14 protein-coding genes and 1 tRNA gene are annotated in these 13,193 nt (G+C 68.5%); 3 read left to right on the forward strand and 12 right to left on the reverse strand.

The annotated features are described in order from the left end of the window. Positions 1 to 56 precede the first annotated feature (56 nt). Entirely contained in the window at positions 57 to 992 is a 936-nt protein-coding gene (locus tag ABD770_RS04145) for a LysR family transcriptional regulator (protein WP_344818244.1), read from the forward strand. A gap of 142 nt (positions 993 to 1,134) precedes the next feature. Here the strand turns inward: ABD770_RS04145 and ABD770_RS04150 are convergent. The 4 genes from ABD770_RS04150 to ABD770_RS04165 form a co-directional block, all read right to left on the reverse strand. Beyond that, positions 1,135 to 1,207 (reverse strand) — tRNA-Arg (locus tag ABD770_RS04150). A 76-nt stretch (positions 1,208 to 1,283) separates the two neighbouring features. Beyond that, positions 1,284 to 1,910, reverse strand: coding sequence for an asparagine synthase (locus ABD770_RS04155; RefSeq protein ID WP_344818245.1), 627 nt, complete (start codon positions 1,908 to 1,910; stop codon positions 1,284 to 1,286). A 117-nt stretch (positions 1,911 to 2,027) separates the two neighbouring features. Continuing rightward, entirely contained in the window at positions 2,028 to 2,678 is a 651-nt protein-coding gene (locus tag ABD770_RS04160) for an NAD(P)H-dependent oxidoreductase (protein WP_344818246.1), read from the reverse strand. After that, positions 2,675 to 3,778 carry an LLM class flavin-dependent oxidoreductase gene (locus tag ABD770_RS04165; RefSeq protein ID WP_344818247.1) on the reverse strand — a complete coding sequence of 368 codons (1,104 nt, stop codon included), beginning with the start codon at positions 3,776 to 3,778 and terminating at the stop codon, positions 2,675 to 2,677. The genes ABD770_RS04160 and ABD770_RS04165 overlap by 4 nt, the downstream gene beginning before the upstream one ends. Before the next feature lie 127 nt (positions 3,779 to 3,905). Here ABD770_RS04165 and ABD770_RS04170 point away from each other — a divergent pair, with 127 nt between their 5' ends. Next, entirely contained in the window at positions 3,906 to 4,403 is a 498-nt protein-coding gene (locus ABD770_RS04170) for a MarR family winged helix-turn-helix transcriptional regulator (protein WP_344818248.1), read from the forward strand. Here ABD770_RS04170 and ABD770_RS04175 read toward each other — a convergent pair. The 5 genes from ABD770_RS04175 to ABD770_RS04195 form a co-directional block, all read right to left on the reverse strand. Then, positions 4,382 to 5,041, reverse strand: a complete 660-nt coding sequence (locus ABD770_RS04175) for a GntR family transcriptional regulator (protein ID WP_344818249.1) — start codon at positions 5,039 to 5,041, stop codon at positions 4,382 to 4,384. The two genes, ABD770_RS04170 and ABD770_RS04175, sit on opposite strands and share 22 nt — an antisense overlap. 150 nt (positions 5,042 to 5,191) lie before the next feature. After that, the gene (locus ABD770_RS04180; protein WP_344818250.1) at positions 5,192 to 6,124 is read right to left on the reverse strand and encodes an NAD(P)H-quinone oxidoreductase; all 933 of its coding nucleotides are present in this window, start codon (positions 6,122 to 6,124) and stop codon (positions 5,192 to 5,194) included. A 47-nt stretch (positions 6,125 to 6,171) separates the two neighbouring features. Next, positions 6,172 to 7,158: an aldo/keto reductase gene (locus ABD770_RS04185; protein WP_344818251.1), complete on the reverse strand. Its 987-nt coding sequence runs from the start codon at positions 7,156 to 7,158 to the stop codon at positions 6,172 to 6,174. Between the two features lie 159 nt (positions 7,159 to 7,317). Continuing rightward, entirely contained in the window at positions 7,318 to 8,445 is a 1,128-nt protein-coding gene (locus tag ABD770_RS04190) for a Gfo/Idh/MocA family protein (protein WP_344818252.1), read from the reverse strand. Next, on the reverse strand, positions 8,442 to 9,266 hold the full coding sequence (locus tag ABD770_RS04195; protein WP_344818253.1) for a sugar phosphate isomerase/epimerase family protein: 825 nt from the start codon (positions 9,264 to 9,266) through the stop codon (positions 8,442 to 8,444). The genes ABD770_RS04190 and ABD770_RS04195 overlap by 4 nt, the downstream gene beginning before the upstream one ends. A gap of 109 nt (positions 9,267 to 9,375) precedes the next feature. Here ABD770_RS04195 and ABD770_RS04200 point away from each other — a divergent pair, with 109 nt between their 5' ends. Continuing rightward, a complete protein-coding gene (locus tag ABD770_RS04200; protein WP_344818254.1) occupies positions 9,376 to 9,978 on the forward strand; it encodes a TetR/AcrR family transcriptional regulator in 603 nt (200 codons plus the stop codon). 79 nt (positions 9,979 to 10,057) lie between these two features. On the opposite strand, the gene ABD770_RS04205 is transcribed toward ABD770_RS04200, so the two are convergent. The 3 genes from ABD770_RS04205 to ABD770_RS04215 form a co-directional block, all read right to left on the reverse strand. Beyond that, positions 10,058 to 10,558, reverse strand: coding sequence for a MaoC family dehydratase (locus ABD770_RS04205; RefSeq protein WP_344818255.1), 501 nt, complete (start codon positions 10,556 to 10,558; stop codon positions 10,058 to 10,060). 189 nt (positions 10,559 to 10,747) lie between these two features. Further along, the gene (locus ABD770_RS04210; RefSeq protein WP_344818256.1) at positions 10,748 to 12,382 is read right to left on the reverse strand and encodes an ABC transporter substrate-binding protein; all 1,635 of its coding nucleotides are present in this window, start codon (positions 12,380 to 12,382) and stop codon (positions 10,748 to 10,750) included. 92 nt (positions 12,383 to 12,474) lie between these two features. Beyond that, a complete protein-coding gene (locus tag ABD770_RS04215) occupies positions 12,475 to 13,059 on the reverse strand; it encodes an ABC transporter permease (protein WP_344818257.1) in 585 nt (194 codons plus the stop codon). Between the last annotated feature and the right edge of the window lie 134 nt (positions 13,060 to 13,193).

Raw genomic sequence — 13,193 nt, forward strand, 5'->3', positions numbered from 1 at the left:
CCTAACCCGGCGATGGGTCCGATGCATTGCTCATCTGCTCTCGATAGCCTGGGGGCATGAACCTGGAACAGCTGCGCGGTTTCGTGGAGGTCGCCCGTCTGGGCCACTTCACCCGGGCCGCCGAGTCGCTGCGCCTGGCCCAGCCCTCGCTCAGCAGGCAGATCTCCACCCTCGAGCGCGAGCTGGGCTCTCAGCTCCTGCACCGCGCACGCGGACACATCTCCCTCACTGCGGCAGGGGACGCGATGCTGCCCCGCGCGCTGCGCATCCTCGCCGAGGTGGACGCCATCGGCACCGAGATGGACGAGCTCGCCGGGTTGAGCCGTGGACGCGTGCGACTGGGTGCCCCGCCGACGCTGTGCACGAGTCTGGTGACCGAGGCCATCAGCCACTTCCACGGCCGGCATCCCGGCGTGGACCTGCATCTCGCGGAGGCCGGTTCCCGCACGCTCATCGAGCAGCTGGCGGTCGGTGAGATCGACATCGCCCTGCTCACGACATCGGATGCCGGCGGCCTGCCCGAAGTCGCCCTTCACCATCTGCCGCTCCTGGCGGAGGAGCTCGTGGTGGTGACATCGGCGGACGACCCCCTCGTCCCGGAGGACGCGGTGATCGGCATCGACCTGCTCGCCGAGCTTCCCCTGATCGCGCTCGACCGCAGCTACGACCTTCGCGCCGCCACGGATGCCGAGTTCCGCGCGGCGGGACTGTCTCCGTCTCTCGTGCTGGAAGGGCCCGAGATGGACGCCGTCCTGCGCTTCGTCGAACGCGGCCTCGGCGTCGCGGTCGTACCCGCGATGGTGCTGACCGACCGCCCCGGATTGCGCTCCGCGCGCCTGTCGACGCCGTTGACGCGCACCGTGAGCCTGGCCCACCGCTCGGATGTCTCCCCCGGCGTGGCCGTGGCCGCGATGCGCGACGAGATCATCGCGACAGCCGCGAACTTCGCCGAGCGCGATCCGGCGCTGCGCTCGCTCTCCGGCGCCGTGTGAGCGCACCGGAGCTCACACGGCGAAGGCACGCGCCGATCGACAGTGGCGGTCATGTGTGCAAGGATCGGATGCCGTGCGGACCGCATCCGAACAGGAGAAGCCCCCTCAGACGAGGGGGCTTCCAGACTGTCTCAACACAGTGCGCGCCACGAGGGACTCGAACCCCCAACCTTCTGATCCGTAGTCAGATGCTCTATCCATTGAGCTAGTGGCGCATGCCCGTTCAGCGGGCCAGGGAACAGACTACAGCACGCTCCGCCGCGAAATGAAATTCTGACGGCTCTCGACGAGTCAACCGCGTGTCGATTCCCCCTGTGCGCGTCGCCCGGCCCGACCGACCTCCTTCTCCGCACTCTTGGCCGCCGCCCTCTCGCGCTTGCGACGCGCACGCTGCTGCGAGGAGAGCGCCTGCAGATCGACGAGCTTGAGCGCCTGCATCCGCGCATCGCGCATCTGCGCGTAGTCCGGATCCTGATCGGGGCGCATGCCCTCCACCCGCAGCCGACGATCAAGGTTCCCGCGCACGTCCCCCCATGCCGCCGCCCGCGCCTCCTCCACGAGGGCGTGCAGGGCGGCGGAGTCCTCTGCCATGCTGCGGAGCCGCTCCGCGACGCCGGTGGACTGCTTGGCACGGCGACGCAGATTGCGGACATCCCGATCCCGATAGTCGTGGGTGCCGTGCGGGTCGGAATGCCTGCCCTTCGCGCGCTTGCGGAGTTTGATGAGCAGCTCGGCGGCCTCCTCCGACTCCTTGGCCATGGTCAGCAGAGCCGCACGGGCGACGTCGGTGTAGTGATCGATCTCGAAGACGCCGCCGCGTGCGATCGTGCCGACCAGGATCTGGTTCTTCACCGCCAGCCGGGCCGCCGCCGTGGCGATCGCGACCCCCTCGCCGATGGCATCCGTCGTGCGTCCCACGATCACCTCCCGCATCGAGCGTACCGGCCGCCGCCGACGCGGTGGCCCCCGACCGGGTGGATCCGTATCCGCCATCCGCGCCCGCGGCGCCCGCGCCCCTGCGACGCGAGGGACGGATCACCCTCGCGGACGGGTGGATGCGCTCCGGCGCACCCGACCGAGCAGGATCGGCCGCACGTCGGTGATGGCCGTCTCCACCCGTCCGTGGATGCGCGGGGTGAGGGGCACGGTGCCGTCGAAGTCGGCCGAGGAGGCGAAGACGGCGACCGGGACGGTCATCGCCTGGAAGAACCCGAACAGAGGGCGCATGGCGTGTTCGAGGACCAGGGCGTGGTGCTCTCCCCCGCCTGTCGCCGCGAGCAGGACGGGCGTGTTCGCCAGCGCGTACTGATCGATCAGGTCGAAGAAGTGCTTGAACATCCCCGTGTACGACCCGCGGAACACCGGCGTCGCCGCGATCACCAGATCGGCGGTCTCCACCCGGCGCAACGCTGCTTCGGCGGCCTCGCTGACGTCCTCCCGCTCACGGGCGCCGTTCAGTCCCGGCCCCAGTCCGTAGACATCGATCCGGGACATCTCGACCTCGATGCCGTCCTCGGCGAGGACATCAGCGAGCACCTCGCTGATCAGCTCGGTCAGCCCGACGGTCTTGGATCTCCTGCTCGGACTGCCGTTGACGACAGCCACGGCCAGACGCCCGCCCTCCGGACGCGACACCGTCGGCGGCCCGGCCTCGGCGGACGACGCTCCCGGCTCCATGGCGGTCATGCCGCTGCCCTGCGTCCGGCGACCTCGCGTCGGACGACCGGCGCGACCTCGGTGCCGAGCAGTTCGATCGCCGACAGGACGTCCCGCTGCGGCATGCCGCCGAAGCCGATCTGGATCAGCGCGCGGTCGAGGCCGTACACCTCGTGGTACCGCATCAGCTTGTCGATGACCTCCTGCGGGCTGCCGACGATCATGCCGGCGTTGGGGGACGTCTGCGCGTCGAACGCCGGGCGCGGCATCATGAAGCCCCTGCCGCGCTGATGGTTGTTGTCCATCATGCCCCGGGCGAAGTACGGGTGCATCGTGTCGCGCGCCGCACGACTGGTCCTGGCGACGTATCCGTGCACGTTGATGCTGGTGCGCAGCCTCCGCAGGTCGTGCCCGGCCTGCTCGGCGGACTGCCGGTACAGGTCGACGGTCTGCTCGTGCATGAGCAGCGGACCCGCCAGGAGCGCGAGGGCCATCGGCAGACCGAGTCGCCCGGTGCTCACCGCCGACGCCAGGCTCCCACCCACGCCGACCCAGATCGGCAGCTCATCCTGCAGCGCCCTCGGACCGATGTCCGCCGCCTCCAGGCTCGGCCGGAACGCGCCCTGCCAGGTGATCGGGTTCTGCGCGCGGATGCGCAGGAGCAGATCGAGCTTCTCGCGGAACAGATCGCCGTAGTCCTGCAGGTCGTACCCGAACAGGGGGAACGACTCGGTGTACGAACCGCGACCGGCGATGATCTCCGCCCGGCCGCCCGAGAGCTGGTCCAGTGTGGCGAACTGCTCCCACACGCGCACCGGATCGTCGGAGCTCAGCACCGTGACGGAGCTGGTCAGACGGATGCGCTCCGTGGCCTCGGCCGCTGCGGCGAGCACCACCTGCGGGGCGGAGCCGACGAAGTCGGTGCGGTGGTGCTCTCCGACCGCGAACAGATCCAAGCCTGCTTGATCTGCGACCCGCGCCTGCTCGATGGTCTCCCTCGCTCGCTGATGCGCGGATGGCATCGCGCCCGTGGCGGGGTCCGCCGTCAGCTCCACGAACGTCATGTGCCCGATCTCGAACGACGGACGATCATCCGCGCGGAATGCGCTCTCCTGAACATTCTCCTTCATGTCCGCTCTCCTCTCTGTGACCCGCCCGGCGGCGGGCATCCGGTGATGATCTGAATAAACTGTCTGCGCAGACAATTATTCCCGTGCGGCAGCTTTCGACCTCTGCGCGAGCAGGTAGGCTCATCGCATGGTCGCGGCGCACCTGACCGAGCTGGAGGACGACGCGTGGCGGGGATTCCTCCTCACGCATGACCGCGTCTGGCGGGAGGTGGAAGCGGGACTGTCTGCGCTGAACGTCTCGATGGCGGAATACAGCGTGCTGGCCCTGCTCGGCGGGGCCGGGCGCGACGGCATGCGCATGACCGACCTCGCCCGCCGCCGCGTGATGTCCACGGGTGGCTTCACACGGTTGGCGGACCGACTCGAAAGGCGCGGGCTGATCACCCGCCGACCGGCCCCCGACGATGGCCGTGGACTGGTCGCGGTGCTCACCGCAGACGGTCGCTCACTGCTGCGCAAAGCGTGGGAGGTGCAGCATGCCGACCTTCGCCGCCTGTTCTTCGACAGACTCGACGAACAGGATCTGAAGGATCTGTCGCGGATCTGGGCGCGACTGCGCCCGGATCCCTCCTCGCACGGCCCAGACGACGGACCGACCCGCCGTCAGCCCGGTCCCCGTCCCTGAGCGCGCAGACGCCGTTCGGCTGCCTCCCGGCCCTCAGCCAGATGCGCCGGGACCAGGCGATGGACGGCCTCGACGTCCCCCGCCTGCATCGCCGCGAGGATCTCCCGATGCGAGGAGGCCATCGCGGACAGATCGTCATGCTGCCCGAACAGCCAGCGCAGCCGCGTCGTCAGCGACGAGGCCAGTTCGGTGAGCATGGCGTTGCCCGCCAGCTCCACGGCTGCGACGTGGAACCGCGCGGATGCCAGACGTCCGGCATCCGTATCACCGGCCGCCGCATGCTTCTCCTCCTCGTCGATGATCGACCGCAGAAGGGCCAGTCCCGCCGGGCCGGCCCGCCGCGTCGCGAGCGCGAACGCGAGCGTCTCGACCGACTCGCGCACCTCCGCGAAATCCTGCACGTCCTGGATGGAGAACTGCCGCACGACGGCCCCGCTCCGCGGCCGGGCCACGACGATGCCCTCCGCCACCAGCGCCTTGATGGCCTCCCTGACCGGAAGCCGGGACACCTCGAGCTCGGCGGCGATGTCGCGCTCCACCAGCCGCGATCCCGGAGAGCGCCGCCCGAGCACGATGTCGTCGCGCAGCGCATCGGCGACACGCGACGACTCGAGCCCGAAGTCCCTCTCCAGCGTCATGGCTGGATTCAACCACCCGCCTCGGACTTGTGCCAGTGTCATGGGAACCGACCTCGAGACGGACACGATGCCGAGCCGCGCGGAACGACCGCCCCGGAACTCGGGCGTCCGCCGACCGCGGCCTTCCGCCTGACGTGCTCTGAAGAGGTGTCAGACCGCGAGGATCACCTTGCCGAAGTGACCGCCGGCCTGCAGCAGCGAGTGCGCACGCGAGGCCTCGCTGAGCGGAACCACCTCGTGCACGGGCACGGTCACCGACCCGGATGCCAGCATGGGCCACACGAGCTCGTGGGTGCGCCGCAGGATCACGGCCTTGTCGGCCCGCCCCCGCGAGCGCAGTGTCGTGCCGATCACCCGGGCGCGCCGGGACATGAGGACGCCGACGTTCAGCGTGCCGGTGCCGCCCCCGATCGTCCCGATGATGACGAGCCTCCCGAACTCCCGCAGCATCCGCACGTTGCCCTCGAGCGCGGGCCCGCCCACCACATCGAGGATGACATCGGCCCCGCCCTCGGCGGTGACGACCGCGGGGATGTCGGTCGTGCGGCGGTTCCACGCCCGATCGGCTCCCAGCTCGGTGACGGCGCCGACCGCGTCATCCGAGCCCACGACGGCCAGCACGCGCGCGCCCAGCGCACGAGCGAACTGCACGGCGAAAGTGCCGATGCCGCCAGTCGCGCCGTGCACGAGCACGGTCTCCCCCTTCTGAAGCCCCGCCTCGATCACGAGGTTCGACACCACGGTCGCGGCGACCTCGATCAGGCCCGCCGCAGTGGTCGTCGCCATCCCGTCGGGCAGCGGAAGCAGGTGCTCCTCGGGCACGGCCACGGCCTCGGCGTATCCGCCGCCCGCCAGCAGCGCGACGACCTCCTCCCCCGTGTCACGGCGCCGTCCCGCCACTTCCAGCCCCAGCACCGGTGAGGCTCCGGGCGGGGGCGGGTAGTGTCCGGCGGCCTGAGCGAGGTCGGCGCGGTTCACACCCGCCGCGACGACGTCGACGAGCACTTCGCCCTCACCGGGAACCGGTTCGGGGACCTCGCCGATCTCGAGCGTGCGGGGCGAGGGGACGATGACGGCGCGCATGGCTTCACGCTACCCCGCGCGTCGCCGCGGAGCGCCTTCCGCCACGATCACCAGCGGGGGTGGACGGCGGCCCGCAGACGGCGATCATAGATGTCGCGCACGGATGCCGTGAACTCGGCGCCGAGGTCCGGGACGGACCCCGCCGCGGCGTTCGCCTCCGCCTGCGCGACGCTGCGCGCACCGGGGATCACCGCGGAGACGCCCGGGATCTGCGAGACCCACGCCAATGCCGCCGCAGCCGGCGCGAGTCCGGCCTTCTCGGCGAGCGCCGAGAACTCCCGAGCGGCCTCGACCCCCTCGTCGAAGTCGACGCCGGAGAACGTCTCACCCTGGTCGAAGGCCTCGCCGTGGCGGTTGAAGCTGCGGTGGTCGTTCGCGGCGAACACGGTGTCGTGCGTGTAGCGTCCCGAGAGCAGCCCGCTCGCGAGCGGCACGCGGGCGATGATCCCCACACCGGCCTCACGGGCGGCGGGGAGCACCTCATCGAGAGGCTTGAGCCGGAACGCGTTGAGGATGATCTGCACGGTCGCCACTCCCGGCCGGGCGATGGCTGTGAGAGCCTCGTCGACCGTCTCGACACTCACCCCGTAGTTCGCGATCGCCTGCTCCTCGACGAGCGTGTCGAGGGCGTCGAACACGGCGTCATCGGAGAAGACCGGGGTCGGCGGGCAGTGCAGCTGCACGAGGTCGAGCGTGTCCATGCCGAGGTTGCGGCGGCTGCGATCGGTCCACGCGCGGAAGTTCGCCAGGACGTAGTTCTCCGGAAGCTGATCCATGCGGCGCCCCATCTTCGTGGCGACCGTCAGCTCGGCATCCGGATTCTCACGCCGCCAGGCGCCGATCAGCGACTCGCTGCGCCCGTCGCCGTAGACGTCCGCCGTGTCGAAGAAGGTGACGCCGGCGGCCGCACTCGCGTCCAGGACGGCTCGTGCATCGGCTTCGCTGACCTCCCCCCAGTCGGCGCCGAGCTGCCAGGTTCCGAGGCCGATGAGGGACACGTCGCGGCCGGTGCGGCCCAGGGTGCGATGCTGCATGCCCCCAGCCTACGGCGGTGGGGACGCAGGACGCTCCGGCCGCGACGGCCCTGATGGGCGCCGCCGAGCCTTGCATCCTCATTCCGCCGTGTGAGAGGGCGGTTGCGAGCCGGTTTCCGTCGCCGGTGCGATGGTTGCGATCCACCGCGTGCGGTCCGGTCAGCGCGTCGTGGCGAAAGGATCGAAGCCGTCGACCATCAGCGGCACGGGGGCGACGGTGCTGGAGATGTCCACATCATGGCCCGCGGCCGCCGACTCCTGGGCAGAGAGCATGACGTCGAGCACGTGGTACCCGAGTTCACCACTGGCGACATGCGGACGGCCCTCCGCGATCGCGCGAGCCATGTCGAGCACGCCCAGACCTCGGCCGACCACCGTGCCCTGCGACGGGATCTCGATCCACTCCTGCTCCACCGTCATGCCGTCGCGCAGCACGCCCAGGGGCTTGACGTACGCGATCCGTCCGTCGAACTGGTTGGGGTCCGGGAGCACGATGGACCCCTCGGTGCCGTGGATCTCGACGACGCCGGAGCGCTCGAGTGCCGAGTCGAAGCTCAGCAGGTGGGTACCGTGCTGCCCGCCCGCGAAGCTCGTGAGAACCTGCACTGTGGAGGGCACCTCGACCGGGAATGTCTCCCCCGCCCGGGGGCCTGTGCGGATGTCCCGCACGGTGCGCGACCGCGATCCCCTGGCGGCGACCGAGACGATCGGACCGAGCAGACTCACAAGTGCCGAGAAGTAGTACGGACCCATGTCGAGCAGGGGGCCCGCGCCCTCGGCGAACAGGAACGCGGGCTCGGGATGCCACATGTCGGGCCCCTGGGTCTGGAAGATCGTGTTGACGAACAGCGGTCGGCCGATGACGCCGTCGAGGATCGCGCGCTTGGCGGTCTGGAAACCCGGGCCGAGGATGGTGTCCGGCGCCGAGCCGACGCGCACCCCGGCGTCCTTGGCGGCGCGCAGCAGCCCGGCAGCACCATCCCGCTCCAGCCCCAGCGGCTTCTCGGACCAGACGTGCTTGCCCGCCGCGATCGCCCTGGACGAGATCTCCACGTGCGCGCGGGGGATCGTCAGGTTCACGACGAGCTCCACGGCGGGATCGGCCAGGACGTCCTCCGCGGTGCCCCAGGAGGCGATGCCGTGCGCAGTCGCCTGCACCTGCGCGCGCTCGGGAAGCATGTCGCCGACGGCGACCACCTTCACATCGGGGAACGAGGTCAGATTCTGCAGATAGGTCTCACTGATGACACCCATCCCGATGATGCCGATGCCCAGCGGGGAGCTCATGCGACGAACCCTCCGTCACGCAGGAAGGCGAGGCTCGCAGCGACGTCCTCGAAGACGTCTCCGGGGGCGTGGTCGTACTCGACCACGGCGTAGCGGATGCCGGTGCCGGCGCGCAGCGCCTCCGTCAACGGCACATCACCGGTGCCCGCGTGGCTCTGATCCAGACTGTCGGACCCGAAGCCGTCCGACCCCTCGGCCCAGGGATTCGTCGCCGGCGCATGCCCGTCCTTGACGTGCACGGCGGTGAGACGGCCCCCCAGTCGGGAGACCAGCGCCGGGACGTCCTGACCACCGGCCAACGCCCAGAACAGGTCGAGCTCGAGCTGCACGCCGTCATCGGTCAGCTCGACGAAGCGCTCGTAGGCGGACTGACCGTCGAAGGATGCGATGAACTCCTGCGCGTGGTTGTGGTACCCGACAGTCAGCCCGAACGTCGCGGCACGCTCGGATGCGCGGTTCAGCCGCTCAGCGATGTCTGCGACACCGTCGGCGGTGCGCCAGCGCTCCGGCGCGACGAACGGATCGATGACGGTGGACATCCCGATCTCCGCTGCTGCGGCGAAGACGACGTCCGGCTCCGGGGTGGGGATGGCGCCGTCCGGGGTCCACAGCTCATCGGTCAGCAGCGGCGCGTGTCCGGTCGGGGCGGCGAGCCCGCTGGCCTCCAGCGCGGCCCGGATCTCACGCGGCCGGGAGACGAAATCGAACGCCTCGACGTTCGCGAAGCCGATCTCGGCGAGGCGATCGAGCGCACCGTGCATATCGGCCGAGAACTCCTTCGCGAGCGAGTAGAGCTGCACAGAGGCGATGGGCTGGGACATGTCGGTTCCTTGTGTGTCTTCGTCGGCTGCGGGGCGATCGTACCGATCGAGGGTAACACAAAACCTCCATATGGAGGTTTTAGCGCACGAGCATCGGTATCATCGAGATGTGACCGCCAGCCGCAGAACGACCATCGGGCACGCTGGCTCACTCCCCAAAGGGGTCGCACGTCGCCTGGAGATCCTCGACCGTGCGATCGAGGTGTTCCGTGAGCGCGGTGCCGACGGGACGTCGTTGCGCCGAATCGCCGAGGCGATCGGCGTCTCGCACGCCGCACTGCTGCACTACTTCGACTCGCGTGAGCAGCTGCTCGTGGCGGTGTACGCGCACGCGGAGTCCCAGCGGCATCTCGCGGAGGGACCCGCTGCACCATCGGGAATGGACAGGATGATCGCGGCGGCCATGGCGAACGTCGACGTGCCCGGGCTCGTGCAGCTGTACACGACGCTCGTGGCCGCCTCCCTGGAGAGCCGGAGCGAGGTCGGCAAGGAGTTCTTCACCGCACGCTTCGCACGGATCCGGGAGAGCCTGACCGCCGAACTGCGCGAAGGACAGCAGGCCGGCACCGTGCGCGACGACGTCCCCGCCGAGCACCTGGCGGCACTGATCATCGCCGCATCCGACGGGCTCCAGATCCAGTGGCTCCTCGACCCCGCCGTCGGATTGGAGGCGCCCCTGCGTTCCCTGGCGGCGATGCTCGAGCCCCGCTGACGGCGCACGCGCCGGTCCTGCCGTACGGACCCGGGGTGCGTGGTGAGCGCCTGTCGAAGCGACCCGCGCGTGCCGGGGCTCACGCCGACGCGGCGTCCCGCGCCTGCTGCGACTGCCACATCAGCGCCACCCGGCTCGCGGTCGCCACGATCTCGCCGCGCTGGTTCCGCCCGGTGTGCTGCATCGTCACGATCCCCTGACCGGGGCGGGATCTCGACAGTCGCTTCTGCGTGACGAGGGTCTCCGAGTACAGGGTGTCGCCGTGGAAGACGGGATGCGGGAACGAGATGTCCGTCAACCCGAGCTGAGCGACGAGCGTCCCCTGCGTGATCTGCGCGACGGATGCTCCCACCAGCGTCGACAGCGTCCACATCGAGTTCATCAGCCGCTGGCCGAACGGCTGCCCGGCGGCGAACGCCGCATCCAGATGGAGCGCTTGAGCGTTCATGGTGAGCGTCGTGAAGAGGGTGTTGTCGGCCTCGGTCGCCGTACGGCCCGGGCTGTGCACGTAGCGCACGCCCTCTTCCAGCTCGTCGTAGAACAGTCCGCGCTGGTGGACTTCTCGGATCCCATCGGTCATCGCGCTCGGTCTCCTGTTCCTCGTGCCGCTGTCGGTGCCGGCCCGATTGAGCCCAGAACTTCCTGACCACCGCCGCTGGATAGTTTCCCACGGTCACCGCCTCCTTCGAAACTGGAGGCAACGGCTACGAAGCGCCAGACGCAGACCCGGTGGGCGGCGACTCTTGCCGCCCACCGGGCTGACTGACTCCTACTTGAATCGCACGGTAGACCAGTCCACGACTTGATCGGTCCGATAGGCGACTCCCTCGAGTTCGTCTGCCACCGCCCAGCTCGCCTTCGTCTTGGCGATGAAGACGTTCGGCACCTGGTCAAGAAGGATCCGCTCGGCGTCGTTCCACGCAGTGGCGCCTTCGGGTGTTGCTGGATCACCGACGGCAACCGCAGCATCGATAGCGGCCGAGAACGAAGCGTCTTTCCACAGTGCCCAGTTCGCAGATGCATCGGGCCCGAAGAACACATTCATCTCGTATGTCGGCGCCAGCACGAAGGACTGGTCGCGGATAAGTAGCGCTTGGAAGTCTCCGCTGCTTCGCCCCTGGTTGAACGCCGCGACGGGCACCTCGTTCAATGTGACGGTGAATCCGGCCTCTTCGGCATAGTTCTGAATCTGGACTGCTGCGTCGGCCACATCAGGAGACTCCGAGGCGTACGTCAACGTGAATTCCACGTTGTCGAACCCAGCGCTCCGCAACAGCTCATGCGCCTTCTCGGGGTCATAGTCGTATGCGGGCAGCAGCGCAGCGTCCTCTGGAGATGGCGTCGTCGAGTTCAGGTATCGTTCCGGCTTTGTCGCGCGCCCGTAGTATACGGAGTCGATGATCTGCTGGTACGGCACCGCGTAGGCGAACGCGCGACGCACGTCGGCGTTGTCGAAAGGAGCCTTGTTGTTCACCAACGGCATCATCAGGAACTGATTGGAGAAGGTGTTCTCAGGCACCCACACGTCAGAGCTCTCCCCGAGTTCCGAAGAATCCACTGGACGCAGACCCAGAGCCGCGTCAACCTCTCCAGAACTGAGCGCGGTCGCGCGGGTTCCCGGATCCGACACGGTGCGGTAGACCACCTTCTTGATCGCAGGCTCCCCCGACCAGAAGCCGGGGTTGGCTGTCAGCACCATCTGAGTGTCCTCTTGCACCTCGCTGACGACATAAGGGCCGAACCCCCAAGGCGTCTCCCATTGGCTGTCTGTCCATTCGACGGCGAAGGGGTCCTCCGGCGTCGCGTGTTCCTTCAGCAGATCCGAATCATAGATCCACCCGGTCGTGTTGGAGAGAAGTGCAAGGAGCGTGAGCCCGTACCCGGCTTCGGGAATCCTGAACTCGACCGTGTAGTCGTCGATCTTCGTCACCTGGTCCGGATCCGTGATCACTGGACGTTGAATCGCCGGCGCCGAACTGAGATCATGACCGAACTTGCGCTCCCAGGACCACACGACGTCGTCGGCCGTGAGCTCGTTCCCCTCCGCGCTCATCACGCCCTGTCGAAGGTGGAAGGTGTATACGGTGCCGTCTTCGCTGACGTCATAACTTTCCGCGAGTTCACCCTCGAACGAGGTCAGATCCTGCACCAGGGTACGGCCGTCATCACTGGTGACGTAGGCGTTCTGGATGAGGTTCGCCTGAGTGTTGATGAGGTAGTCGTACTTGCCCGCAACCAGCACGGCGCTCTCGGACCATGCGGTGGGGATGCCCTCGGCCGCGATGGTGATGGAATCGACATTCCCTTCTGTCTCACTTTCGCCGGAACAACCGACCAGTGCGAGACAAGCCGCCGTCGCAAACGCGAGAGCGGCGGTGAGTCTCGCAGTTCCTCTCTGTCCCATCTCTACATTCCTTTCGTAATTTCGGTAGGTTTCGTCTTTGCTGCACATGGTGTCCGTCTCCTGTTCCCTTCCTGCTGTCCGGAACACCACGCCTATCGCCGTAGGCGCTCCACGAGAAGCCCCCCGGTATAAGCCACGCTCGCAACGGCCATCGCGAGGAACACCGCGGGGAACAGCGCCGGCCACCAGCGGCCCGAGATCATGTCCGATGTTCCGCGTGCGATCATCGATCCCCATTCCGGCGTCGGTGGCGCGAGGCCCACCCCCAAGAATCCGAGCGCGGCAGTGATGACGATCGACGTCCCGAAGACGACCGACATGTTCTCGACAGCGGGTAGCGCCGCATTCGGCAGCACGTGTCGGATGCTGAGCCGAAACTCGCTCATGCCGCCGATGCGCGCAGCATCGAGGTATGCCTCGTGCCGGACCCGCAACACCTCGACTCGTGTCATCCGTGCCGGATTGGGCGCGAGGATGATCGACAGGGCGATGATCAGAGTGGCAGGACTGGCGCCCACGAACGCGACGACGACCATCGCGACGATGACCATCGGCACGGCATCGGCGAGATCCAGCATGCGAGACAACCCTCTACCTGTGATCCCAATGATCCCTGGCCGTGGTTCGCACATGCCTGCCACAAGTCCGATCAGAACCCCGGCCAGCGTCGCGAGCACCGTGACGACGAGTGCGATGGCGAAGTCGACTCGCAACGCTGCCACGCACCGCGAGAACACGTCCATGCCGCTCGAGTCGGTCCCGAACCAGTGGATGGGGGACGGCGACGTGGTCGGAGGTCCGACCACCCGAA

The organism is Microbacterium soli (genome assembly GCF_039539005.1).
Taxonomy (GTDB): domain Bacteria; phylum Actinomycetota; class Actinomycetes; order Actinomycetales; family Microbacteriaceae; genus Microbacterium; species Microbacterium soli.